Annotated in this window: 24 protein-coding genes; 6 read left to right on the top strand and 18 right to left on the bottom strand. The window is 58.2% G+C overall.

What is annotated here, in order from left to right:
• Window positions 1-147 precede the first annotated feature (147 nt).
• Window positions 148-1,365, bottom strand: coding sequence for a glycosyltransferase family 9 protein (locus tag VIN96_RS10815; RefSeq protein ID WP_331896132.1), 1,218 nt, complete (start codon window positions 1,363-1,365; stop codon window positions 148-150).
• On the opposite strand from VIN96_RS10815, the gene VIN96_RS10810 reads away from it, so the two are divergent.
• Window positions 1,353-2,753, top strand: a complete 1,401-nt coding sequence (locus VIN96_RS10810; protein WP_331896131.1) for a radical SAM protein — start codon at window positions 1,353-1,355, stop codon at window positions 2,751-2,753. The two genes, VIN96_RS10815 and VIN96_RS10810, sit on opposite strands and share 13 nt — an antisense overlap.
• Here VIN96_RS10810 and VIN96_RS10805 read toward each other — a convergent pair.
• The 8 genes from VIN96_RS10805 to VIN96_RS10770 form a co-directional block, all read right to left on the bottom strand.
• Window positions 2,750-3,160: a biopolymer transporter ExbD gene (locus VIN96_RS10805; protein WP_331896130.1), complete on the bottom strand. Its 411-nt coding sequence runs from the start codon at window positions 3,158-3,160 to the stop codon at window positions 2,750-2,752. The genes VIN96_RS10810 and VIN96_RS10805 overlap by 4 nt on opposite strands.
• Window position 3,161: 1 nt before the next feature.
• Complete coding sequence (locus tag VIN96_RS10800) at window positions 3,162-3,752, bottom strand: MotA/TolQ/ExbB proton channel family protein (protein WP_331896129.1); 591 nt, start codon at window positions 3,750-3,752, stop codon at window positions 3,162-3,164.
• Between the two features lie 13 nt (window positions 3,753-3,765).
• Entirely contained in the window at window positions 3,766-4,536 is a 771-nt protein-coding gene (locus tag VIN96_RS10795; protein WP_331896127.1) for an energy transducer TonB, read from the bottom strand.
• A 10-nt stretch (window positions 4,537-4,546) separates the two neighbouring features.
• Window positions 4,547-5,209, bottom strand: coding sequence for a sulfite exporter TauE/SafE family protein (locus VIN96_RS10790; RefSeq protein ID WP_331896125.1), 663 nt, complete (start codon window positions 5,207-5,209; stop codon window positions 4,547-4,549).
• 5 nt (window positions 5,210-5,214) lie between these two features.
• Window positions 5,215-6,258, bottom strand: coding sequence for a 4Fe-4S binding protein (locus VIN96_RS10785; protein WP_331896123.1), 1,044 nt, complete (start codon window positions 6,256-6,258; stop codon window positions 5,215-5,217).
• Window positions 6,259-6,262: 4 nt separating this feature from the next.
• Window positions 6,263-7,126, bottom strand: coding sequence for a hypothetical protein (locus tag VIN96_RS10780; protein WP_331896121.1), 864 nt, complete (start codon window positions 7,124-7,126; stop codon window positions 6,263-6,265).
• Window positions 7,127-7,139: 13 nt separating this feature from the next.
• The gene (locus tag VIN96_RS10775; protein ID WP_331896119.1) at window positions 7,140-9,257 is read right to left on the bottom strand and encodes a TonB-dependent receptor; all 2,118 of its coding nucleotides are present in this window, start codon (window positions 9,255-9,257) and stop codon (window positions 7,140-7,142) included.
• A 122-nt stretch (window positions 9,258-9,379) separates the two neighbouring features.
• The gene (locus tag VIN96_RS10770) at window positions 9,380-9,799 is read right to left on the bottom strand and encodes a DUF2946 domain-containing protein (RefSeq protein ID WP_331896118.1); all 420 of its coding nucleotides are present in this window, start codon (window positions 9,797-9,799) and stop codon (window positions 9,380-9,382) included.
• A gap of 548 nt (window positions 9,800-10,347) precedes the next feature.
• Here VIN96_RS10770 and VIN96_RS10765 point away from each other — a divergent pair.
• On the top strand, window positions 10,348-10,836 hold the full coding sequence (locus tag VIN96_RS10765; RefSeq protein ID WP_331896116.1) for a sulfurtransferase TusA family protein: 489 nt from the start codon (window positions 10,348-10,350) through the stop codon (window positions 10,834-10,836).
• 119 nt (window positions 10,837-10,955) lie between these two features.
• Here VIN96_RS10765 and VIN96_RS10760 read toward each other — a convergent pair whose 3' ends face one another.
• Together VIN96_RS10760 and VIN96_RS10755 are read right to left on the bottom strand one after the other, a co-directional pair.
• Window positions 10,956-13,355, bottom strand: a complete 2,400-nt coding sequence (locus VIN96_RS10760; protein ID WP_331896114.1) for a PAS domain S-box protein — start codon at window positions 13,353-13,355, stop codon at window positions 10,956-10,958.
• Between the two features lie 15 nt (window positions 13,356-13,370).
• Window positions 13,371-14,159 carry a transporter substrate-binding domain-containing protein gene (locus tag VIN96_RS10755; RefSeq protein ID WP_331896112.1) on the bottom strand — a complete coding sequence of 263 codons (789 nt, stop codon included), beginning with the start codon at window positions 14,157-14,159 and terminating at the stop codon, window positions 13,371-13,373.
• 210 nt (window positions 14,160-14,369) lie between these two features.
• Between VIN96_RS10755 and VIN96_RS10750 the strand changes: the two genes are divergently transcribed.
• The 4 genes from VIN96_RS10750 (at window position 14,370) to VIN96_RS10735 (ending at window position 18,253) form a co-directional block, all read left to right on the top strand.
• Window positions 14,370-16,898 (top strand): PAS domain S-box protein, encoded by a 2,529-nt coding sequence (locus tag VIN96_RS10750; protein WP_331896110.1) that lies wholly within the window; start codon window positions 14,370-14,372, stop codon window positions 16,896-16,898.
• A gap of 130 nt (window positions 16,899-17,028) precedes the next feature.
• Entirely contained in the window at window positions 17,029-17,490 is a 462-nt protein-coding gene (locus tag VIN96_RS10745; protein WP_331896109.1) for an Hsp20 family protein, read from the top strand.
• A gap of 85 nt (window positions 17,491-17,575) precedes the next feature.
• The gene (locus tag VIN96_RS10740; RefSeq protein ID WP_331896108.1) at window positions 17,576-17,824 is read left to right on the top strand and encodes a DUF1150 family protein; all 249 of its coding nucleotides are present in this window, start codon (window positions 17,576-17,578) and stop codon (window positions 17,822-17,824) included.
• An 84-nt stretch (window positions 17,825-17,908) separates the two neighbouring features.
• On the top strand, window positions 17,909-18,253 hold the full coding sequence (locus tag VIN96_RS10735) for a carboxymuconolactone decarboxylase family protein (protein WP_331896107.1): 345 nt from the start codon (window positions 17,909-17,911) through the stop codon (window positions 18,251-18,253).
• Window positions 18,254-18,373: 120 nt separating this feature from the next.
• Here the strand turns inward: VIN96_RS10735 and ptsN are convergent, their stop codons facing one another.
• From ptsN to VIN96_RS10700, 7 genes are all read right to left on the bottom strand, one after another.
• Window positions 18,374-18,838 carry a PTS IIA-like nitrogen regulatory protein PtsN gene (ptsN, locus tag VIN96_RS10730; protein ID WP_331896105.1) on the bottom strand — a complete coding sequence of 155 codons (465 nt, stop codon included), beginning with the start codon at window positions 18,836-18,838 and terminating at the stop codon, window positions 18,374-18,376.
• Between the two features lie 39 nt (window positions 18,839-18,877).
• A complete protein-coding gene (gene hpf, locus VIN96_RS10725; RefSeq protein ID WP_331896104.1) occupies window positions 18,878-19,459 on the bottom strand; it encodes a ribosome hibernation-promoting factor, HPF/YfiA family in 582 nt (193 codons plus the stop codon).
• A gap of 273 nt (window positions 19,460-19,732) precedes the next feature.
• A complete protein-coding gene (rpoN, locus tag VIN96_RS10720) occupies window positions 19,733-21,295 on the bottom strand; it encodes an RNA polymerase factor sigma-54 (protein ID WP_331896102.1) in 1,563 nt (520 codons plus the stop codon).
• A 57-nt stretch (window positions 21,296-21,352) separates the two neighbouring features.
• On the bottom strand, window positions 21,353-22,156 hold the full coding sequence (gene lptB / locus VIN96_RS10715; RefSeq protein WP_331896100.1) for an LPS export ABC transporter ATP-binding protein: 804 nt from the start codon (window positions 22,154-22,156) through the stop codon (window positions 21,353-21,355).
• Between the two features lie 45 nt (window positions 22,157-22,201).
• Window positions 22,202-23,074, bottom strand: coding sequence for an LptA/OstA family protein (locus VIN96_RS10710; protein ID WP_331896098.1), 873 nt, complete (start codon window positions 23,072-23,074; stop codon window positions 22,202-22,204).
• Entirely contained in the window at window positions 23,071-23,907 is an 837-nt protein-coding gene (gene lptC, locus VIN96_RS10705) for an LPS export ABC transporter periplasmic protein LptC (protein ID WP_331896096.1), read from the bottom strand. The genes VIN96_RS10710 and lptC overlap by 4 nt, the downstream gene beginning before the upstream one ends.
• On the bottom strand, window positions 23,907-24,905 hold the full coding sequence (locus tag VIN96_RS10700) for a KpsF/GutQ family sugar-phosphate isomerase (protein WP_414675607.1): 999 nt from the start codon (window positions 24,903-24,905) through the stop codon (window positions 23,907-23,909). Before VIN96_RS10700 ends, lptC begins: the two co-directional genes overlap by 1 nt.
• Window positions 24,906-24,990 lie beyond the last annotated feature (85 nt).

The raw sequence follows: 24,990 nt of genomic DNA, 5'->3' as shown, positions 1-24,990 counted from the left end.
GCCCTCGATGGGCCCAAATGCGGCGCTTCATATAGGCCTGTTCGTCACGCGCCGCAATGGAATTTTTAGCCATGAAATCAGACCTGTGAGCCTAGGGATATGATGTCACGAAACGGCGATTGCGACCAGCGTATCGAAGCCCGTTCATCATGCCTTGAGCACGTCGTCATAGCGCGCCGAAATTGCCTCGAACGCGTCGGCGGCAGTGGTTGCTTGCTGGCAGATCGCGGTCGCATGCCAGCATTTGAATCGCTTGCCCTGTTCAATGTTGATACACGGCGAACAACTGAGGTTCTTGTGAAACACCAAGTGCCCCGCCCCCGCAGGTCCATAGAGCACCGGCGTTTCGGGGCCGAAAAAACCCACCACCGGCGTGCCCGTAGCCGCCGCAATGTGCAACGGGCCGGAATCGTTGCTGATCACCAATGCGCTGTCTCGGCATATCTGCGCCAAGGACATGAGGTCCAGTTTGCCGGCCGCATTGACGACCCGTGCGCCCTGCGCTTCGGCATCCGATGCCACCGCTTGCACATAGGTTCGTTCGGACGGCGCACCGATGAACACGCAGGTCAGATCGAACCTTTGGCTCAAACGCGCCGCCAAATCGGCGAAACGAGCGGGGAACCAGCGCCGCTCGTAAGCCAATTCCCCGGCGTTGACGTTGATCACGACGTAACGCCCGCCACCCAGTTTCTCTGCCAGCGCTTCGGCGGGCTTGCGCAGCCCCGCCGCGATCTTCAGGGCTGGAACGGCCTCCGTCTCATTGACCCGGTAGCCGTAAGGCTCCAACAGGCTCAAAAAATTGCGCGACACGTGCCAATAGCTGTTGAACGGCACCCGGTGGCTTTGGATGTCGCCGCGATAAATACCTTGGGCGTGATAGCCGATGCGCACCGGCGCCCAGGACGCCAACGACACCACGGCGGACGCACGGGTGTAGAACTCCATGTCGATGACGACGTCATAGCGGCGGCGCAAGGTCGACCACAAGCAGCCGGCATACGCCACAACGGCGGCCCCGATGCTGCCGCCGAGATCAACGAAGTGGGTTTGATCGACATCTTCGATCATCTCCATCACTTGGCGGTTGCTCGACAGCGTCAAGAGGTGGATTTGTGCGTTGGGGAAGCGTTTGCGCACTTCGCGAAAAAATGGCGTCGCCAAAACCAGACTACCGATGCCGAAAAACTTGATCACCAGCATCTTGCGCACATGCTCAGGGTTCATGTCCCGAGGTCTGGGGATCATTTTCGCTGGTATGTGCAAAAGTCCGCAAACTATACTGCCAAAGACTTTTTCGATGTACTGAAGCGACGCCAAGCTGACGCTTTTGCGCTGATCAGGGTGATGCAATGAATTCGACACGCCGCGCGTTGCTCCTCAATCCCCCCGGTCGGGAAACCTATATCCGGGATTATTACTGTAGCAAACTTTCGCGTACCGGCTATACCTTCCCGCCGGTCGACCTGCTGCATGCGGGCGCACAGTTCAAACGCGCGGGATGGACCGTGCAGGCCATCGACGCCATCGTCCAAAACCTCGGCATCGCAGAAACCTTGACGGCAGCCAAAGCTGCGGCCCCTGACGCCGTGTTCACCCTGGTCGGCGCGGTCAGCGTGGACGAAGACGCCGAGTTTCTCAATGCCCTGCGCGTCGAGCTACCCCGCGCGATTATGATCGGCAGCGGCGACGTGTTGCGCGAACACGGCCGCCAATGGATCGAAAGTGGATTGCTTGACGCCGTTGCGCTGGACTTTTCCGCCGCATCGCCGGTGCGCTTCGCCAGCGGCGAGACCGAGGACCTGGTCGATCTGATCTACAAAACCGCTCACGGTATCGAACAAGGCCCCGACGACACCGGCAACGCAAAAAACTACAGCGTCGGCTTGCCGCCGCATGAATTGTTCAAGCCGTTGCCCTATCGCTTTCCCTTTGCCGCGCGCACCCCGTTCGCCAGCGTGCTGACGGATTATGGCTGCCCCTACCGCTGTTCGTTTTGCGTCATGTCCCAACTGCACTACCATGCCCGTCCGATCGAGGAGGTCGCCGCCGAGTTTGAACATCTTCGAGCCCTCGGCATTCGCGAATTTGCGCTGTGGGACCAAACGTTCGCCATCAGTCGGCCGCGCGCAACGGCGTTTCTCGACGTGTTGCCGGGCGGGCGAGATCGTTTCGGCTGGACCTGCTTCACCCGTCCCGACTGCATCGATGCCGAGCTGGCAAAAGCCATGGCGGCAAAGGGCTGCCACACCGTGATCATGGGCGTGGAAACCGCCAAGCCTGAAACATTGCAGGCTATTCAGAAAGATTTCGCGACCCCGGAAATGAAAGCTGCGTTCACCGCATGCCGCAACGCGGGGCTGGAAACGGTCGCCACGGTGATCGTCGGCCTGCCCGGCGAAACGGCGGACGACATCGAAGCGACCATGGATTTCGTCTGCCATTTGGATCCCGATTATTTGTCGGTGCACACCGCGATCCCGCGCGCCGGAACCAAGCTGCGCCGCCAGATGGTCGAACAAGGGTTGGTCAGCGAAGAACTGGCCAACATGGACCAAAGCGGCGAAACCTCGGTGCTGTCGAGCGACACCTTGAGCCCGCAGGAGATCTTGCGTCTGCGCAAGCGTTTCAACCGGCGTTTTTATCTCCGCCCGGGCTTTTTGCTGCGCACCGTGTGGCGCAACCTGATCAACCCGCGCCGCTTGATCGAACATGTCCGCCAGGGGCTCAGCTTGCTGTCTAAAAACGCCTAACGCGGCGATTGGGTGGCGAAGGCGATCCGACCGATGCCGCTTTGCTTGGCCATCGCCAATACTTCGGCGATGCGCTGATAAGGCACCGCGCCGTCACCGCCCAATTTCAGAACGCGCTGGGAATCTTCGTGGGCGATCGCCTTGAGGCGCGCCGGCAACAAATCGTCGCCGATCACGTCGCCATCCAAGCGCAAGGTGCCATCGGCCATCACCTCCAGCGTGGTGACATCGGGCTCGGTCATCGGCTCGGCGCTGGCCTTGGGCAGATCGACGCGCAATGCCTCGGCCATCAATGGCGCGGCGACGATGAAAATCACCAACAACACCAACATCACGTCAACCAGGGGCGTGACGTTGATTTCGCTCATTGGCTGATCGGGATCGCCGCCGGAAATGCCGCCCGCCATGTCACGCGCTCCCGTTCTTGTTCGCGCCAGCGAGGATGCGCACCGCGTTGGCTTCGACCACGCCGAACAGGCGGCGCAGTTGGCGCAGAAGCAGGTTATAGCCGACCACCGCCGGAATTGCAGTGAACAGCCCCGCCGCCGTCGCTACCAAGGCTTCGGCCACCGGCCCCGCGACCATGTCCATGCTCAAAGCCTCGGCCCCGCCCAAACTTTGCAGGGCGTGCATGATGCCCCACACGGTGCCGAACAGACCAATGAACGGTGCGGTGTTGCCGATGGTCGCCAGCAACGTCAAGCCCGCTTCCATGTCCAGGCGACTTTCACGCACCAGAGCACCCGCCATGGTTTCGCGCTCGTCGCCGGTGATGTCGGTCAGTCCCGTGACCACGTGGGCCGATGGCAGGCCGTATGCGGGGGCGCCTTGACCGCGATAGGCTCGTTCCCGTCGATAGACTGATGAAAGCTGCCACGATTTATAGACCATGATGGTCCAACTGATCACCGACAGCGCGATCAAGATGATGAACACCCCGCGTACGATCCAGTCGGCATCGCCCCACCACGACAGCAGCTCAAGATTTCCGCTTTCCACGTTTTAGTCCTTCTTATGCATCGTTCAGTTTAAATCGAATCGGCACTTCGACCGCCGCCGCGACCGGTACGCTGCCGCGTTTGGCCGGGGCAAAGCGCCAGGAACGCACGGCTTTCAATGCGGCTTTGTCCAACAGCATGAAACCGCTGGTTTTCTTCACCGTCACCGACGTCGGCAGTCCTTGGGCCGAGACTTCGACCAGTAAAAGCACCACACCTTCCATACCGCGTCGTTGCGCCAGCGGCGGATACGACGGCTTGGGGTTGCGCAGGTAAGCCGCCGTGCTGGTCGGCGGCACGAACGCGTTCAGACTGCCAGGGGCGCTGGGCTGCGCTTTTTGCGGTTTGGCTTGCGGTTTCGGTTCGGGTGTTGGTTTCGCCTCGACCTTTTGCACAGGCTTGGGTTTCGGTTTTACCACCGGCTTCGGCTGAGGTTTAGGCTGAGGTTTGACCACCGGCTTTGGGATTTCAACCGGTGCAGGCTCGGGGGCAGCCTCGACCTTAGGCTCGGGGATCGGTTCCGGTTCGGGAAGCGGCTCCGGGATCGGTTCGGGCTCGACTTTTGCTTCCTCGATGGGCTTTTCCTCGACCGGTTCGGGTTCCGGCTGCGCCGCGACACCGAACGCTGAGAGGTCCACCACCTCGAACCCACCCACCGCGACGGGCGGTGTGATATCCGGCTTAGGCATCCACAACAACGCCAACGCGATCGCCACATGTACGCCGCTCGCCACCACGAAGGCGGCGGTCGGCGGAGCGATGCGGTTCATGGTCAGCGCCATCATGGACGTCTCCTCACCACGCCAACAAAATACGGCGCAGGCCGAGCGCGATCAAAATCAACGCCCCCAACCAGCGCATCATCAGAAGCAGACCCGGTCGCTCGGCGGTCATTTCCCGCCCCAGGCGGCCCAGAAGCGGCACCACGATGAACAGCGGCGTCAACGCCGCGCCCAAACCGAACACCGCACCCATAGCCAACCCATGGATCGGATCGGCACCCAACGCCGCCGCCGCCAGCAATGCCGCCAACGGCGCGCACGGCACGAAGCTGAGCACGAAGCCCAACGCGAACGGCGGCGCACCGCGCATCACCCGCGACGTCGCGCAGCCCATAGCGACCTTGCCCGCCAGCACCAGCCACAACCCGGTAGCAATGCTCACCCCGCCGATCAGCCAGTGGCCGAGATTGCTTTCGACCACGTCGAGCAGCACCTCACCCAACAAACCCGCCGCCATGCCGAGTACGGCGTAGGCCAAGATCTTGCCCAGCGCAAACGAGCCCGTTTGGCGAAACGCCGTACCCGCGGACTGACCGTCGCCCACGACCAGCGCACCCATGAACGGCAGGCACGTGGCGGTACACGCGGTCAGTCCAACGGACAAACCGAGAATCCAGATGGACAGCAAGCCCACCGCCGCGGCAGGAGTATCCGGTCCATAGAATTCCGGTCCCATGGCCGTTACTCCGCCGGTGCCGCTTTGGGCGTCGGCTTTTTGGTGTTGGGCAAGGTGCCGTCCGGCTTGTCGATCTTGGCGCGGCGCTTCATATACGCCCCCGATGCCGTAAACAGCGGGATCGGACCAAGTTTCAATGCCAACATGCCGTCATCGGGACAAAACTCCACGCACCGCCCACACATGGTGCAGTCTTGGTGGAATGCCTTGGATCCGAACTCAAACGCCACCTCATGGATGTCCATAGGACATGCTTGATAGCAGGCTTTGCATTTCCCGCACTTGTCGCCTGTTGCTTTCTTGGCCAGTCGCAGCGGCACGATGCGGCGAAATACCGCATGCAACGCCAGCATCGGGCAAACCCGGCAAAACGGCTGGCGCATGCCAAACGCGAGGATCAGTATGAAACCGACAATCGCGCTCCGCGCCGCACTGAACGCAAATGCAGTGGGGTCGGCCGTATTGACAGCGATCTGTTCGGTATTGGCGGTCAGCAAGGTGGTCACGACGCGGGACGGACACACTTGGCAATAAGCGTCGCCGGTGACATAGCTGGTGTAACCCAGACCCGCCATCAGCGGCAGCACCAGAACCAGCAAGATCAGCACCGCCCACTTGACCGGGCGGATGCGCCCGACCGTTGCCTGGGTGAAACGGCGCACCGGCAGACGCATGCGCCGACCGACCTTGTAGATCAGTTCCTGCACCGTGCCCAACGGGCAAATCCACCCGCAGAAGGCCTTATTGAGTACCATGAAGAATGCCAAGAAGGTCAACATGGTGAAACCCAGCGGGATGATGTAGTCGAAACTGAACTGCTGCATGCGCACGATGCTTTCGCCGACCCGGTGATGCAATTGATGCTGCATCGGAATCAGCACGCAGTACGCCGAGTTCTTTTGATCGTAAGCGCACGACAGTGCCGGCAACGCGCCGGTGACCTTGTCCGCCAAATAATGACCGACCAAGGCCCCGCCGTAGACGGTAAACACCAACATCATGACCTGAACAGACAGGCGAATGCGCGAAAGCGTCAAAAAATTCGTCATGATGTCAGGCCTCCCCCTGAGAATTCTTGGCAGGCTTGCGACGGCGAACCAAAGGCACGGCGGCGATCATGCCCAACATGGTGAAGCCAATCCCGGCCCAAAGATTTTTGTCGCCGTACGCACCAAGCTCGTAGCTGTCGTTATAGGTCGCGAGCAAACCGCCGTTGCGCACCGCCACCACGAATTTCGACGCTGGCGGGCTGCCATGTCGCCACTGGTCCTTGGGGATATCCTTGAAGTCCCCCGGAAACGTGATGTCCACGCTTCCATCGGCTTGGGTGACGTATTCGGCTTTGCTGCCGTTGGAGGTTTCCATCACCACAGGCAGGCCCGCCATCGGCTTGCCGTCCATGCGTACGCTGAAGCGCCAGGTTTCATATTCTCGATAATGGCCGTGTTCACGCGGCAACACGGCGGGCATAATCTCGAAACCGGGCCGGGCGATGTTCAACAGATCGCGCGGCGCGGGTCCGGGGTTGGAGAAGTATTTAAGCGTCGTCGCGGAGGCCTCTTCCCCCCCCGGTCCATGGCCCGAAACACGAACCAGATAGTAACCGCCCTTGGCCCCGGACTTCACCGACAACGCGCCGTTTTCATCGACCTTCAGGGACTGGGTCGCTTTATTTAGGTCTTCGACCGTCTGACCATCGAACGATGCGTAAGACGCAGCGTCCATGGCATGCATGTTGTAGGCCTGAAATTTAGCGCCACTGCGGCTAAACCCACCGCCCGCCGCGATGACGGGGTAAGCCGTCCAATCGGGTGCGGACGGCCCTTTGGCCATGTCGCCATGACCCGCATGCTGGGCCTGGGCGACGCTTGTGCCGCACAGCAACGCGACGCAGGCAATTTTCAATGTCGTCCTCATGTTCGCTTCCCCATCAAAAATCTTGGCGGTAAGTCAGGACAAACGTGCGCGGCTGCGCGGCGGAATACGTTTGCACTCCGCGCGTGCTTTTCTTCGCCTCGACGGCGTAGTGTTTGTCGAGGATGTTTTCGACGTTCAGCGAAAAGGACTGCTTTTCGGATATGTCATAGCTGACGTTGGCGCTCGTTATATATTTGTAACTGCTGTACTTTTCGCTATTGGCGTTGTCCATCCAATAGGCGCTCCACGTTTCCGAACGCAGCCCGCCCGTGAGCCCCCAGCCGCTGTCGTAGTTGACCGACAGGGAATACTGATGGCGGGGAACATACGGCATATTGTTTCCGGCGCGGCTGACGTTCACATTGTTGACCGGCTCGTTGAAGCTCTTGAAGGTGAAGTCGCTGAAAGCGTAGTTGCCGCCGATGGACCATTCTTCCGACAAGCCATAGGTGGCGGAAAGTTCTAGGCCTTTCTTTTCCACTTCGCCCGCGTTTCTAAACGTGGTCTGACCGTTTTCCGAAACTGACACGATCTCATCTTGGACCGAGGTGAAATACACTGCGGCGTCGTAACTCAGACCCGCTTGGCGTCCTTTGAGGCCGACTTCAACGGTCGATGCGGTCGATGCGGTCAAAGACGTGTTGGTGCCGATTTCGCCGGCTGAGGGTACCTGATCGGACATCGCCAATGAGCCGTAGACGTTCATCTGCTCATTCCACGCATAGCTGCTACCGATGCGCATCGAAACCAAATCGAAGGTTTTGTCCACTTGAGTATTTCCGGCCCCGGCGACATAGGTTCCGGTGGCGAAGTCATATTTCGCAATTTCATTGGTCGCGATGTCAAAGACGGAGCGGTCCAAACGCAAGCTAACATCGACCAGCGTTTTCTCGTTCGGGCGCACGGTTTCCTGGGCAAACGCACCGACAAGGGTATTTCGGGCATCCTCGCTTTCCAGCAACGCGCCCGGCTGGTCGGACAGAACCGCCGTGATGCGACCGCCGAAACCTGTGGTCAAGTCGCGGTAACGATACTTACGAGCGTCGTTGGTATCGTCGATCCGCGCGCTGACGCCAGCGACCAGGGTAGAAGGACCCCACAATTGGTGTTTGTAGTGAACTTCCCCGTCCGCACCGGCGGTGACGTTGTCGCCGCTGACGTTGATCGCACCGGTTACCGGGTGGTAATGGCTCCACTTGTTGGCGTAAACGCGTGGCTTGTAGGTGATGTCCCCATCCTCAAGCTCGTATTTCGAGTTGATGAAATAGCTGTTGGAATCGCGTCCCGAAAAGTCGAATGCATCGCTGTTGCCGATCTGCTTGCCGGTTCTGCGGAACTCCTCGTACTGGGCCGCGCTCATGGAACCGGGGATCTCCATATTGACGTTCGAAAAACTGATTTCCGATTCCCAAGTGCCGCCATTCTCAAACATATGGCCATGCTTGATACTGCCTTGGGTGCTTTCGAACGAGTTGCGCGGTCGCCAGCTGTTGTCGATGGCACGGCGCGAAAAGGTCACTGCGATGGCATCGTTGTCGCCCATCATCGACCCCACGCGAGCATGCGCATTCGTGGTGCCGGCGGTACCCGCACCTAAGCGAACAGTGTTGTTGCCCGGATCGAAAACCGATTTTGACAAAATTTGGATCACGCCGCCGGCAGAGCCCGCGCCGTAAATGGAGCCAGGACCTTTGGTTACTTCGATACGCTCGATATCCTGGGTGTCGATGAAATCGAAACGCGTAAAGCTATCGGGGTCTGTCATCGGCACGCCATCACGCATGACCATGATTTCTCGCACGCCGTAGTTGGCTTTTTGCCCCGCACCGCGAATCACCAAGCGCGAATCAAACCCGCCGTTGGCCGAGTTGATCTGTACGCCGGGCGTACCCTGAATGGCGTCTTTGATGTTGAACATTTTCTCGTTGTCGATGCGCTTGGCACCGATCACGGTAATGGAGGCCGGAACCTCTTTGGTGCCGCGCTCTGAGCGGGTGGCGGTTACCGAAACTTCATCAAGCTGGGTATTCACCGCGTCTTGAGCCCACAAAGGGACGGCCGCGGTGGTGGAAAGCAGGAAAGCGCTCAAGGCCATGCCGGTTTTGCCCGGCATCCAGATTTTATTTTGCATTTGGTTTCGCGCGCCGCGTTCAGGGCGCACCCCCTTGTCGTCTCATTTGATTTTTGGCGAACGCGCAGAGGCTCTTATATCCGGCCAGATGGCCAGATCAGCCGCTCACGCGGAAATGAAAATCAAATGGAGACGGGAGGCGCCCTTGAGGGCTGAGGGGAGCCCCGCCAAATGCTGGCGGTCCGTTGATGCGCGGGATGCTCGAACGCGACCGGCACGACGACCATACGCATGCCCGGCGTCGGAACCTGCTCGGGCTGCAGCAATACCACAGAGCTGTGCAAGAAACAGAACGGGCACGATTTCGGCACGTCCAAGGGTTCGATCGGCTGACCGTCCGCCCCGACGGCCACTTGCGTGATCCCCGTGGCGGTACAGATGACCTGATATTCGTAATCCGCGTTGGCACCGAGCGCCAAGGCTTGACCGAACGGCATCAGCACTTGGGCCAGAACCGCGAACACAGCCAGCCACACGGTGCCTTGGCGGCGCGCGGTGAACAAGATGCGTTTGAGGCGTGATTTGGCCGCAGTGACAATCATCAGCGTCGTTTCCCCCGATCTCCGCAGCGGGTGATGGCTTCCACCCCTCACAGAGACCAACATGCAAACTGATCGGCGAACTTTACTGAGCCTGCCCCCTAATGGCAAGCCCAGGTTCCACACCATGACATGCGTAATTCGTTTGCGACTTGATCAACGTCAATTATATTCGACGCAGTCAGCCGCTGATGCGACTTTGTCCCTTACCCGAATCCGTGAACAAATATCCATAAATTCTTGTAATTTTCCTTTATATTACCCGCCCCGCACAGCACAACCTGCTGTAAACGCACATTAAATTGCATCAAAACTCGATCCCACACTTAAGGGTGGACTTAGTGTCCGTGTGCGGATATGGTGCGGTGCACAAAACAACTGTCGCAATGCAGCATGTTTGATTATTTCCTCTTGGCGTACCGCACCCGCCAGGCTCAACGAGGGGCCGACGTCTGCGCAACCAAGGGCGATATTTGCAGTTGGTGAAGATTTCGGTGCAGCGGATTTGTTGCCGTTGCGTGTTACAGCGTTGATGAAAGCGGACCTCCCCCATGAACTCCATACCTCTCGATGCCGTTTCCGGCACCAGCACTCTGATCGATGCCAAGGGCTCCGAATGCCCGATCCCGATCCTCAAACTGAAAAGCGCGTTGAAGAAAGCTGCCGATCATAGCGTGTTCGGCGTGATGACCACCGACAGCTTTGCTGAACCGAACGTGCGCGATTACTGTAAAAGTTCCGGTAACGAATATCTTGGCGTTGAAAACTTCGACGGCTATGACATCCATTACGTTAAAAAACGCACCGTGGAATGCCAGCGCTGCTCGAACATGCGCACCGTAACCTTAGGCATCGCCGCGATCGCCACCTTGGCTTACACCGCGCCGCAGGTGATCCATTCCAGCCCCTCGGGCATCGTGACGGTGGTGTTCGCGGTCGCGCTGGCATCGTTGCCGCCGGTGTTGATCAACAATTTGCGCTTGCTCAAAAGCGTTATCAAAAAAGCCGGCTCATCCTCGCGCATGGAAGCCGCCCAATAACCTCACCTTCACGTTGAGCCCCCCGATCGGGGCTTCAGGCAAGGCGATCCTCCATCGCATACGCGTTCATCGCAGATGCGGCGACGTCGGTCCATTGGGTGCACAGTTCATCTTGAACTTCAATGGACCGTCGGGATTTTCTTGTCATTGTGATCATCGGGCCCGGACGTTCGCCCCTCCCCCTCGGCGCCCGGGTCCGGTGATTGCGCATTCTCGCTTCGACCGCCGCGTATGATGGTGCGTTCTGGTGGAAAGTGAACCACCACGGTGGTGCCGTGCCCCAGGCGCGAACGAAGATCCAGAACACCGTTGTGCAGTTCGACTAAATTTATTGAAAGTGGCAAGCCTAGGCCCGTTCCGTCGTAACGCCGCGATAAGTTACTGTCGACTTGACCGAACGGGGTCAGCGCAATTTCAATTCCCTTTTCATCCATGCCGATTCCGGTGTCTTCGACCTCGAAGCGCAGACCGCCGTCCGATGCCAAGGAAACGTTGAGCGACACCCGACCGCGTTCGGGGGTGAACTTTACCGCGTTCGACAGCAAATTCAGCAGAACCTGTTTCAGGCGCCGCTCGTCACACAGCAAATTCGGTATGTCCTTTTCGATATGATGGGACAGGTGGACCCCTGCGCTCTGCGCGCGATGGTGAACCAATTTCAGGCACGTCAGCACCGCGTCGCAGACGTCAATGGGCGCAGATTGCAATTCCATCTTGCCCGCCTCGACCGCCGATACGTCGAGAATGTCGTTGATCAACTCCAGCAGATGCTGACCGCTGTTGTGAATGTCATTGATGTAGTCTTGATAGCGCTCGTTCTGCAATGGCCCGAAAACGCCTGATCTCATTGAATCCGAGAAGCCGATGATCGCGTTCAGCGGCGTGCGCAATTCATGCGACATGTTGGCCATCAACTCGGATTTGGTGCGACTTGCCAATTGGGCCCGTTCGGTCGCTTCATGCAACTGCGCCTCGGCGGCCTTTCGTAAGGTAATGTCTTCATGGGTCGCGACGAAATGAGTGATAGCACCTGTCTCGTCTTTCACCGGGGCAATCACAGCGTACGCCCAAAAATAGCTCCCATCCTTACGTTTGTCCTTGATCTCACCACGCCACTCGCGACCGGATTTGAGATCTCCCCACAGCTCTTCGTACACTTCGGGTGAGGTGTCTTCGGATTTCAACAAGCGCGGATTGCACCCCAATACTTCCTCGCGGCTGTAGCCGCTAATCTCGCTAAACTTTGCATTCACATACTGGATAGCGCCGTCATCGTCGGTGATGAAAACCATCGAGGGGTTTTGCTCGACAGCTTCCGACAGCACACGCAGTTGTTCCTCCACCTTGGAGGCTTTGCGTTCCGCTTCGACCTGCCGGGTTACGTTCGAACCAACGCCGCGATAACCCCGAAACGACCCATCGTCCGCAAACACGGGTTTGCCGCTGATTTTCAGAAATACCGGCGTACCGTCATCGCTTTGTGTTTCATAAACGAAATCGCGAAACGGCCTGTGTGCTTCTAGGTCCGCCAAATGATCGCGCCATTTTTCCACGTTTCCCGATTCGGTCGCCAACTCGTGACGGGTGTAGCCAATCGCCCGCCTTGGATCGACGTTCGCGGTGCGCATTGCACCGGAAGAGACATCCGTGAAGCGCAAGTCCGGTCCCATTTCCCACAACCAGTCGGATGCGGACTCCACCATATCCAGAACCCGGGCTTCGCTGTCGGCGAGCTTTTTCTCGGTGCGTTTGTGTTGCTCGACCTCATTTGACAGGGCCCGGGTGCGCTCCACCACGCGGTCTTCGAGATCGTTGTATAAGGCGCGCAATTCTTCGTAGGAATTGAACAGCTTGGCCTGCATGTCGTTGAGGGATTCCGCCAACTGGTCCAATTCGTCGCGTTTGCCGCCGAAGATTCCGCGCTCCAGCTTCAATGGGTCTTCCGGCAACGAAAAATCAAGACGGCGGGCAAATGCCGCCATCACGTCCAAATGACGTGTCAGCAGCCAATACACCATGCCAAACATAAACAGCGCTACCAAGAAGGTCTTGATGGCATTGGAAATCAAGATCAACCACACCCGGTCGGCGATACGATCGTACACGGCCGTCAGACTGGCGACGATTTCCAACTCGCCGATCTTCAAGTTTGCGCCGCGAAACGCATAATGAAGTGGATAGACGTTGCGGATCACTTTTTCGTCGCCAAGGTCGCCGACGCTGGCGAGGATATCGCCGTTTTTTTCACGCACCGCAGCATATTTGAAATCCGGAAATTCAATGATGCCGTTGACCAACAGGTTCAGACGCCCCGTGTCCGATTCCCACACATTTTCAGAAATGCTGTCGAGATAGCTACGCTCCACCTGAACGAAGCGCGACTGAATCGCGTCCATATCGCGCCCGTATTCGGACCACAACTGCACCCCGGTCGACACCAACGTGATCATGGAACTGAACAAGATCAGCGCCTTGATCAGCTTCCATGCAATCCTATTGGGGTGCCATAGGCCATCCATACCAATCACGCTTCCTTATGGGTTCGGCGCTTGCGGCAACAACGACGACAGCGTCTTTGCAAAAATCTTTTGATAGGTCCCATCCGCTTTCATATCGCGGAGTGCCTGGGCCAATTTCGGAACCAGATGGGCGTATTTCTTGTGGACGTAAATGAACATATCCGCAGACGCCAAAGGCGGCTCGTGGACCTTCACCGCAAGGGCCGTTTCTTGGGCCCGCTGCAAGCCCTGCCAGCGCTCATACAGCACCAGGTCGACGCGGCCCTTGGCGAGCATTTCAAACATTTGACGCGGGTCTCTGACTGCGGTTTTGTTTTGATCCTCAGCCAAGTTGCGTTCAAACACCACCCAACCATTGATGTAGGCGACCACATAAGGTTTGAGGCTGTCCCAACTGTCCGTGCTCAACTCCAGGCCAGACGAATAGGCGACGAAATCGTTTTCAACCAGACGCTCCGGCACGCGGACCAAGTTGGGGTACTTTTTCTCCAACCCCTGGATGCGCATGGCGACGCCGTGATCGATGCCCTCATTAGCATTGATCAGCGCGCGCGCGGATGCTTCATAACTTTCCACCCGGCCCTTAAGGCCGATGCGACGAAACGCCTCGTCGACGATCAGGTCTTGAAACCCCATGTGATCAGCCGTTGCATAAGGGGCGCCGGTGCTGGTGTTTAGGATATAGACGTCCGGCTCGACGCCATCGTTTTGGCTAGCGGCGCGCGCGACGTTCGGCGCAATGGCAAGCCCGAAAAAGGCAAACAGCAGCCATGTGGTGCGCGCGTCCATCAATTTTGCGAACATACTTCCTTCCCCAAGATTGTACCGCGCCCAAATCTTCGAATGCCCAGACAGTATCGCACTCTGGTATGATTATAACAAATGGCAAACAATCTGCGCTTGAGAGGCGTTTCAACTCCTCTTTGTGCGATCAATGCGTTACCATTTATATTATAAGCAAACGCCCGGTGCCGCCGTATGGACTCGGTGCATTTAAAGATTTGAAAGGCCGTTATGATTGCGCGTTGGCGCCGTTCGGGGATTAGGTACGGTTTCATCATCGCGAGCGTTGCCTTGGCGGTCGCGACCAATGTCACGCTTTCGCATATCGGTCAAAAAACCCTCAACACCTTATTGCCGTTGATGGACGCCAGCGTCAGCATCACGCTTCAATTGACCCGCTTTCATTTGTGGTTCGAGGAATACGTGCGGGGTGATCCGAATGTCACGCTGGACGATGTATGGGGTCATTATCACGACGCCCAGCACAGTATTGCCAGAATGCGGATTGCCGCTCAGCCTTCCGGTCTTTCGCGTTACGGACCCCAGCCGTCGGTGACGAACAATCTTGATCGGCTCGAAGCGATTTTGCTGCAGCTCAGAACCATCGGCGAGGCCCGCCAAATGGCCCGAAACGACTCCGCCACCATCAACACCCTGGATGCGGCCTTTGAAACGATCATCAGCCAGGCCTTTGAGGTTGCCGCCGCCATCAAAGACGATCTGCACGCCCTTACCCAATCGAACAACCGCTTTTTGCGCACGATCTCGATCGTCATGAACGTAGGTTTTGTCGTCGTCGGCGGGTTTGCCTTGCTGATCCTTCATCGCTTAGACATCCAACGTAGCGCGGCACAACTGAGCCTCAACAAATTGGCCCGCGGCATTGATCAAAGTCCTGCATCGATCATGATCACTGATACGAGCGGCATCATCGAGTACGTTAATCCAAAATTTCTCAGTGTCACCGGCTATCGCTTAGACGAAGTTGTCGGTCAAAACCCGCGCATACTGAAGTCGGGACATACTTCGCAAGAAGAGTACCGCACCCTGTGGCGCACCATTTCATCCGGCGAGGACTGGCACGGCGAATTCCTCAACACCCACAAAGACGGCGGCACCTATTGGGAGCGAGCCTCGATTTCGCCCATTCGCGATGAAAACGGCGAAATTTGCAACTTCGTCGCCGTTAAGGAAGACATCACCGAACGCAAGCGCCAAGAAGAGCGTCTCAACCAATCGCGCGAACTGTTCACCAAGGCGTTTCAGTCCAGCCCTAACCTAATTGCACTGTCGCACCCCGACACCGGTGAGCACGTAGACGTCAACAATGCCTGGCTAACAGCCTTGAAATTCAAACGTGACGAAGTGATTGGTCACACCGCGTTCGAACTGGATATTTGGGCCGATCTTCACGACCGCGAACACATTCTTGATGAGTTGAACGTTCATGGCCGGATTCATAATTTTGAAGCCCGCCTGAAAGCCAAAGACGGCACCATTGTCGAATGCATCATTTCCAGCGAACCAATCGTCATGGGCCCCAAAACCTTGGTGTTGTGGACGGCCAACGACATCACCGAACGACGCCAGTCCGAACGTGAGGTCGAGCGCCAGCGCTCCATGTTCGAAGCCATTTTCCGTGGTATCCCGGACGCCGTGGTCTACACCAATGTGAACCGCCAAATCGTCGCCACCAATCCCGGTCTTCACGAAATATTCGGCTATCGTGAAAACGAACTGGTCGGCAAAAAAACAAACGTTCTTTACGCCAGCGAAGAAGAATTCATTCGCCAGGGCCGGTTGCGCTTTCATCAAGGCGCGCAAAACGAAAACAAGCCTTATGTGGTCAACTATCGACGTAAGGATGGGACCGTATTTTCCGGCGAAACGCTCGGCACTCCGGTCCACGACAAACAGGGTGAGATTTTGGGCTTCATCGGTGTGATCCGCGACATCACCCAACGCATTCAGATCGAGCGCGAGCTGGTTCACGCCAAAGAAGAAGCCGAGTACGCCAACTATGCCAAGTCCCAATTCCTTGCCAATATGAGCCACGAACTGCGCACGCCGCTCAACGCCATCATCGGTTTTGCCGATATGATCAAGATCGAGGCCTTCGGCCCCATCAAGAATGACAAGTACGCAAGCTACATCGATGACATCGGGACGTCCGGCAAGCACCTGTTGGACATCATCACCGACATATTGGATGTGTCGAAAATCGAGGCCGGACATCTCGACTTGGTCACCGAAGCGGTTGATCTCCATGACATCGTCGCCGCCTGCCGCACCTTGATGGACACCCAGGCATTGTCCAAAAACATCACCATCGAAGAAGACCTGCCCGCTGATCTGCCACTGCTCGACGCCGATCCGTTGCGGCTCAAGCAAATCGTCATCAACCTGTTGTCCAACGCCATCAAATTCAACGTCGAAAACGGCGCGATCAAAATTGAGGGACTGGTCAACGGCGCGGGCGGTCTGGTTTTCATCGTTTCCGACACCGGTATCGGCATGGATCACCGCGCCATGCCCCAGGCCCTTGAACCGTTTGGCCAAATCAGCGACATCACCACCCGGCCTCATGAAGGCAGCGGCTTAGGACTAAATCTCTCACGCTCGTTGATGGAGCTTCACGGCGGGCGGTTGGAGCTGGAAAGCGCACTTGAAAATGGTACTGCGGTCACCTGTATCTTCCCCCCGGAACGCACCTTATCCCGTCCCTTGAGCGGCAAAAGCGTTCACAATTCGAGCCGTTGACAGGTCGGTTCCATGCGCCCACATTATCGTTAACGTCGACGGCGCCATTTGGGCCGAAGACGGGGTGCCCCTCAGGGGGGCCTACACGTGCCATCAAGCTTCGGACTCGCTCACAGAGGAGGACGCCGTCATGTCCCGCAACATCGCCTTCAACAGCCCGTTTTTGTTGGGCTTCGACCATCTCGAGCAAATGCTCGACCGCGCCGCCAAGGCCTCGAACGAAGGCTATCCGCCCTACAACATCGAACAAACCGGTGAATACAAGCTGCGCATCAGCCTCGCTGTCGCCGGCTTTTCCATGGACGATCTGAGCGTCACCGTCGAAGACACCCAGTTGGTGGTACGCGGTCGTCCGAGCGAAGACGACAAGGATCGCGTTTACCTCCACCGTGGCATCGGCAAACGGCAATTCCAACGCACCTTTGTGCTCGCCGAAGGCATCGAGATCCTCGGCGCCAACCTCGACAACGGGCTGTTGCACGTCGATCTCGAACGCCCCGTCCACGAACCCGAAGTGCGCACGATCAAAATCAACGCCAGCGCGAACCAACCCGGCGACACGGCCAAGACCATCAACGTCGATTCACAATAAATCGCCGCTTCCCACATGCTCTTAACCGAGTGTTAGGGAAAACAGCGTCTACTTGATGCATAAGGGCAACACGGAGCATGGACCAATGAACCGCTATCCGACCCACGCCTACGCCGCCATCGGCATCGAACCTGAGCAAAACTGGGTGACCCAATTCGATCTCGCCGCTTGGGGGATGGAAGATGTGGCGTATGTCAAACCCGTCGAAGTGGACGGCGATGCCGTCTATGGCATTTTCGCGGCCGACGGAACGGAACTCACCACGGTCGATAACCGCGATGAAGCGTTCGTCACCATCCGCCAGAACGAACTGGAAGCGCTGAGCGTCCACTGACGGCGCACCGCTGACACTCCACGCGCCGTTTTGCGCGCACTCTGAGCCCGCATCCACATCAACATGGATTTGGGAATTGCCACGATGTCCATACTTCGCGACATGAGCGCCAAACGTAAACAAGCCCACGCCAAGATGCTGGCGCTTAACTCCAAGGTCTACAAAGCCTTTCTCGACATGGAATCCGCCGCGTTCAGCGACGGGGCGCTGTCAAAAATGAGCAAGGAACTGATCGCCATCGGCATATCGGTGGTGATTGATTGCGAATCGTGCATGCAATGGCACATCGAACAAGCTGCCAAGGCCGGCGCGACCGAGCAACAGGTCTTGGAAGCCATCGAAGTCGGCATCGAAATGGGCGGAGGCCCCGCCACCGCGCACGCGCGCTTCGCCCTCGACGTTATGGCAGACGTGTTCCCCGACGTCTAACGTCACCCGTCGCTCAGATGTGAAAAAAAGGCATGTGCAAAAGCACATGCCTGAGTTTTCTTGGAGTTTCCGCCGAAGCGGAAACCTCCCCCGAAAATCTTGAAATCAAGTCGTCCTAGCTTATGCCGCTTGTGAAGCGCTCGATTCCGTCAGCAATACGTACAACGCTTCCGCGTCGTCCGTACCGCGCAATTTTTCGCATACCGCGCTGTCACGCAGCAGACGCGACACCCGCGCCAGAGCTTTGAGATGATCCGCACCGGCCGTTTCCGGGGCCAGCAGCAAGAACACCAAGTCCACCGGCTGTTCGTCGATGGAATGGAAATCGATCGGTGTTTCCAACCGCGCAAACAACCCGTAAAGCTGATCCAAAGGCGCCAATTTACCATGGGGAATGGCGATGCCATTTCCGACCCCAGTGGTACCCAGGCGTTCACGTTCCATCAATACGTCGAAGATGGCTCGTTCGTGCTGACCGGTAACGGTCGCGGCGCGCTTGGACAGTTCTTGCAACGCCTGCTTTTTGCTGGTGACGCGAAGATTTGCCACCACACCTTCGACCGTAATCAAGTCACTGATTTCCATGGTCGTTTCCTTAAAGCTCTCTTGCGTCCGTATCTGCTGTTAGCTTGCGCTGTCGCTCGATGCGGTGGTTTGCGGATCGATCCAACCCACGTTGCCGTCTTGGCGACGGTAAACAACGTTCAGACCGCCATGGCCGCCATTTTTGAACATCACCACCGGCAAGTTGCCGAGGTCGAGACGCATCACGGCTTCGCTCACGCTCATCGTGGCAATTTCGTGCGGCATTTCTGCGACGATGGCCGGGTGATGCTCTTCATGAACCTCCTCTTCCTCGGTCTGGCCGAGAATGGAGTATTGCGCCTGGGTCACTTCCGCATTGGCGTTGGCGTGGTGATTCACCAGCTTGCGGTGGTAACGGCGCAGTTGCTTGGCAATGCGTTCCAGCGCGGTGTCCAGTGCCGGGTAAGCGTCAACCGCTTCGCCTTGGCCCTGTACCGTGATGCCACGACCCGCGTGCACGATGATGTCGGCATGAAAGCCGTTTTGCACCTTGGAAAAAACCACGGTCGCGTCAAGCGCGCGGTCGAAATATTTGCTAACGGCGGAAGAAAGGGTGTCTTCAGTATGGGTACGGAGCGCATCGCCCACGTCCATCTGTTTCCCCTTGACGGTGATGTCCATTGAAAAGCAGATCCTTAAGCGTTCTTTTCAGGGGTGCCGGCCCGCGCTATGAAACCCGCGCACCCGCAACCAATTAAGTCGGTTTATCCTTTGCTTCCCCCGGAACCACACGTGTGGTCTCTTCATATTGCAACCCGAGGGCACGGCCGATATCAGCCTGGGTGCACCAAATCGCTGAGCACCCGAAGAGGTGCGGAAATTAGTTCTCTCGCCGGGGGAAGTCAAGGGGCGAAGTCAATCCCCGTCATCCCCATAAAATTGGGTCTTTTCGCCTCATAGGCGCGAGGTCTTTTCCCGACGCCGCTGCACCGACGACGAGATACCCAGAGAGTCACGGTACTTGGCAACGGTTCTGCGTGCGACTTCAATGCCTTCGGCTTTCAAGATGGTGACGATCTTGTCGTCGGAAAGGACCTTTTTGGGGTCTTCGGCGTCGACCAAATCCTTAATTCTCTGACGCACGGATTCCGACGAATGACCGTCCCCACCGCTGTTTCCACCTACCGATGATGTAAAGAAGTACTTCAACTCAAAGATGCCCCGGGGCGTCGCGATGTACTTGTTCGATGTCACCCGCGACACCGTGCTTTCATGCATTTCGATCACATCGGCGATATCGCGCAACACCAAGGGTTTTAGCGCCGACACCCCGTGACGGAAAAAACCGTCTTGCTGGCGCACAATTTCGCTAGCGACTTTCAAGATCGTAGTGGCGCGCTGGTGCAACGATTTGACAAGCCAATTGGCGGTTTGCAGACAATCGTGGATATAGCGCTTGTCCTGGTCGCTTTTGGCGCTCTGATTGATCTCGGCGTAATAGGTGTTGTTGACCAGAACGCGCGGCAAGGTTTCGGAATTCAGCTCCACCAGCCAGCCGCCATCCGGGCCGGCATGCATCAAAACATCAGGCACCACCGTCTGGGCGACGTCGTGATTGAAGGCGCGGCCGGGACGCGGATCGAGGGCGCGAATTTCCGCAACCATGTCCTGAATGTCTTCCTCATCTACGCCGCAGACCTTCATCAGCCCTTTGAGGTCGCGCTTTGCCAGCAGTTCGAGATTGTCGAGCAACGCCTGGATGGCCGGATCGAGACGGCCTTTTTCCTTCAACTGCAAGGCCAGACATTCCGCCAAGTCGCGTGCGAACAAGCCCGCAGGCTCGACACCTTGCAATTTGAACAGCACGGCTTCGATATCGGCCTCATCACATCCCAACTGTTCGGCCAGCTTTTCCAGGCTGCCTTGGACGTAGCCCGCTTCATCGAGCATGTCGATCAGATGCGCGCCGATCAGGCGTTCCATCGGATTTTCAACCAACATGCCCAATTCGGCGAGCAGATGCTCGCGCATGGATTCTTCTTGGGCGAGGGTCTGCTCAATACCCGGCAGGTCGTCGCCGTACGTAGACGCGCCAGACGATGTGCCAGAGAGGCCGCCCTGATCTAAGCCGCGATCCGTCACCGTTTCGGGGCCCGGTGTGTCGCTGGACCAATCGTTATCGACCTCGACGTCCATGGATTGGCCGCCGTCGATATTCTCGCCGGTTTCGGCACTGCGCGAGAGAATGTCCGCCGTATCCGCGCTTTGTGCGGTCTCCAATTCGGTTTGCGGCAGCGCGTCGCTGGCGATTTCGTCGACCCCCTCGCCACGCACCTCGCCGGCGTCGGGCGCGCCCGGGTCGATTCTTTCCAGCAGCGGGTTTTGCTCCAATTCCTGCTCGACGAACGCGCTGAGCTCGATGTTGGTCAACTGCAACAGTTTGATCGCCTGCTGCAATTGCGGCGTCATCACCAGGGATTGGGATTGTCTAAGATCGAGCCTGGGGGTCAGAACCATGGGTCATGCTCCGACGCGCGCCGCAACGGCGCTTGTGAACGTCTCCCCATGCGCTCTTTACAGGCTGAAGCGGTCACCGAGATACACACGCCGCACATCTTCGTTGCCGACGATGTCCGATGGCGTGCCCTCCATCAACATCATACCGTTGTGGATGATGTATGCCCGATCGATCACATCGAGCGTTTCGCGCACATTGTGGTCGGTGATCAAAACGCCAATGCCGCGATCTTTGAGGTGGCGGACGAGATCGCGGATATCGCCGACGGCGATGGGGTCAATGCCTGCAAACGGCTCGTCGAGCAAGATGAAGTGCGGGTTGGACGCCAGACAGCGGGCGATTTCGACTCGGCGCCGCTCACCGCCCGACAGCGCCAGAGACGGCGTGCGGCGCAGGTGGGTGATCGAAAATTCAGCCAACAAGGCGTCGAGCGAGGCCTCGCGGATATGGCGGTCGGGTTCGACCACCTCCAACACCGCGCGAATGTTTTCTTCGACGCTCAAACCGCGAAAAATCGACGCTTCCTGGGGCAAATAGCCAATGCCGAGGCGTGCGCGGCGGTACATGGGCAGACCGGTGATATCGTCACCGTCCAAGACGATACGGCCGTAATCGGGCTGTACCAAGCCGGTGATCATGTAAAAGCAGGTTGTCTTGCCCGCGCCATTGGGGCCCAGCAGTCCGACCGCTTCGCCGCGTTGAATGGTCATGGAAACATCGGAAACCACGGGGCGTTTCTTGTAGCGTTTGCCCAACGTCTGCGCCACCAGACCGCGTGCCGGCGCCGTATCGGCGTCCGCCACCACCTTGAAGGCGGGCTGTGTGGGGCGGTTGGCGCTGGAGTTGCCGGTCTCGTCCATGGTTTGCTCTGTCGTCCTTTCGTCCGCGTTCCGTTGACGCGGCGGTTATTTTCGGTCCTTCGGCGTCAAAACGCCATGTACGCGGCCCGGTGTCGAGGCGCTGGGCGTTTGCGCGCCCGCCGTGGTGCCACTGACCCCCGCACCTTCACAGCTGTTCAAGCGGCTGATGCCGGTGTTGAGGTCGATGTCCGCGCTGCAACCATTCAATTGATTGCCGCCGCGTTCAATCTTAACCGAACCTGTGAGCCGGGCAAGCCCAGTTGGCACATTATATGCAGCACGATCAGAAAAGACCTGTTCGTTGGCCGTGTCAATACGGACGTTGTCGAACGCTTCGATCAGTTCAACCTGCGTTTTTCCGCCCTCGCCTTTGGAAAAATGCGCGGTCAAGACATCGGCGCGGATGCGCTTGTCGACCCGCGCCGCCTGCGCGCCGCCGCGCGCCACCGCCAACGAACGCTTGTCCCAAAACTCCAACTGACCTTTTGCGATGATGATGTCGGCCCCGGAAATCAACTTCACCGGATTGCCTTCTTTCAGCACCACCACGGATTTGTCGACGTCATAAACGGCCCGTCCGCCCGTTGCCACGCGTCCCGGCGAGGTGATGCGCACGTTGCCGATGGCATCGAGACGAAAAATCTCGCTGCCCCCGGTGGCGCCGTCACGATAGTAAGCCCGCAATTCGTCGGCATCGAGCACCATATCACCCTGGGTGGCCTTAGCCGGGCCGGACGCGATGAAAACCTTTTCCTCTTGGTTCCACTCGATGCCGCCACTGGCGTTGATGGCAATCGGCAGGCCGTCTTCGCCGCCGCGCAAATCCAGGCCTTGCGCCCACGCCCCGCTCGCAGCGGAAACGGCGGCGGCGCACACCACAGCCAAAAGCAAAGAAACCAAATTTGCAGTGCGCATCATTGCGGTGCTCCGGTGTTGTTCCCGTTCGTATGGCCGGTGGTTTGGCCCGTAGCTTGGCCCGTAGCTTGGCTCGTAGCTTGGCCCGTGGCCGGTGGCCGGTCCTGATCGCCTGGCGACGGGTACAGAACCAAGGTCGCCGGGCCGGTAAAATAGATGATCCGGCCCTTGTCGATCAGCTTCAGCCCCGCCGACGTCAATTCGCCAAACGGACCATGGCCCGCGACCGGCATTTTGCTTTCGGCAACGTTGCTTCTCAAATCCACCACCAACTGGCCGGTGGATATTTCATAGCCGGTATCGTGAAACAAGTTGACGTTGCCTTCCAGGTCGAGCTGCTGTTCGCCCTGAAGAAATTCGCCGTTATCGGCGGTGAGAACCAACCACGTTCCGTCTTCCAAGGTCAAATCTGCCTTGGGCATTTCGAGACTGATAAGACCCTCGACCTTGGCGCTGATGCGCGCCAAATCGGCGGTGATGCTGTAGGGCTGGCGGTTTTCGTCGGTGCCCATGTAGCGCGCGTTGTCGACCCCGGGCAGGGCGCTTCCCGACAGACGCACTGAAGAAAAGCCGATGCGAAAGGTGTCTTCGGTTTTCAACCGCGGCCAGATGACGATCAGCGCGATCAAGCCCAACGCCAAAAACGGCAGCAATACCTTCATCCACGACACAAACCGCGAATAGCCGCCGCCCGAACGGACGCGCGGACGGCGATAGCCCTCCAGGCCACGACCTTCGTCGCCGCCGACCAGATTAGCTGCGAGCGGGCTGGCGTTGAGCTCGGCGTCGGTGATCTCGCCGGACTCCGGGTGAGTGGGGCCGAACCCGCCGCTCATCACGCCACGCCGGCCCGGAGGCAATCGTGAATGTGTAGAATACCGACCGGCTTGGTGCCATCGACACAAAACAGCGAGGTGATTTTACGCTCGTTCATGATCGCCAAGGCTTCGCTGGCGATCTGCGACGGTTTGACCGAAATGCAGCCTTTGGTCATGACGTCGCCGGCGCGCTGGTCGATGAGATCCTTGCTCATATGGCGACGCAAATCGCCGTCGGTGATGACCCCGCCAAGCACACCGTCCTGATCGACCACGCCGACCACGCCGAAACTTTTTTGCGACATCACGATCAGAGCATCCGACATTGGCGTATCCTGGCCGACCAGCGGCAGTTGCTCGCCGCTGTGCATCAAGTCGGCGACCTTTAGCAGACGCTGGCCCAATTTGCCGCCAGGATGAAAATTCCGGAAGTCTTGGGCCGAAAAGCCCTTGCGTTCCAACAGGCACACCGCCAAGGCGTCGCCCAACGCCAACATCATGGTGGTCGAAGTGGTCGGCGCGAGCCCCATCGGACAAGCCTCGGGGCTGTCGGGCAGCACCAGCGCCACGTCGGCGGCATCGGCCAAGGTGGAATTCGCGCCACGGGTCATGGCGATCAAGCCGATACGGTAACGGCGGGTAAAGGCAATGATGTCGGACAGTTCCGAAGTTTCGCCGGAATTGGACAGGGCGATCACCACGTCATCGCGCTGTACCATGCCCAGATCGCCGTGACTGGCTTCGCCGGGATGGACGAAAAATGCCGGTTGACCGGTCGAAGCCAGAGTCGCGACGATTTTGTTGGCGACATGACCGCTTTTGCCCATGCCGGTGACGACCACGCGACCGCTGGCCTTGTCGATGAGGTCCAGGGCTTCGACAAAGGGTCCGTCGAGGCTGAGCGCCAGTTCCTCGAGCGCGGTGGCTTCGGTGTTGAGCACGCGGCGCGCGGAGTCCAAATCTGAATGCGTCATGGTCTGGTTCTGGTTCATGGTCTGAGTGTTGCTTTGCGCCATCTCCGGCGGTGCTCCATCGCTTAGATCAAAGGCCGTTGAGGACCGATCCAAAGCATACGCTAAAAGTCTTTCGAGCCCCTTAAAT

It is taken from the genome of Magnetovibrio sp. (assembly GCF_036568125.1).
Classification (GTDB): Bacteria; Pseudomonadota; Alphaproteobacteria; order Rhodospirillales; family Magnetovibrionaceae; genus Magnetovibrio.
The sequence above is the reverse complement of the archived record's forward strand: the minus strand, read 5'-3'. Positions and strand labels throughout refer to the sequence as shown.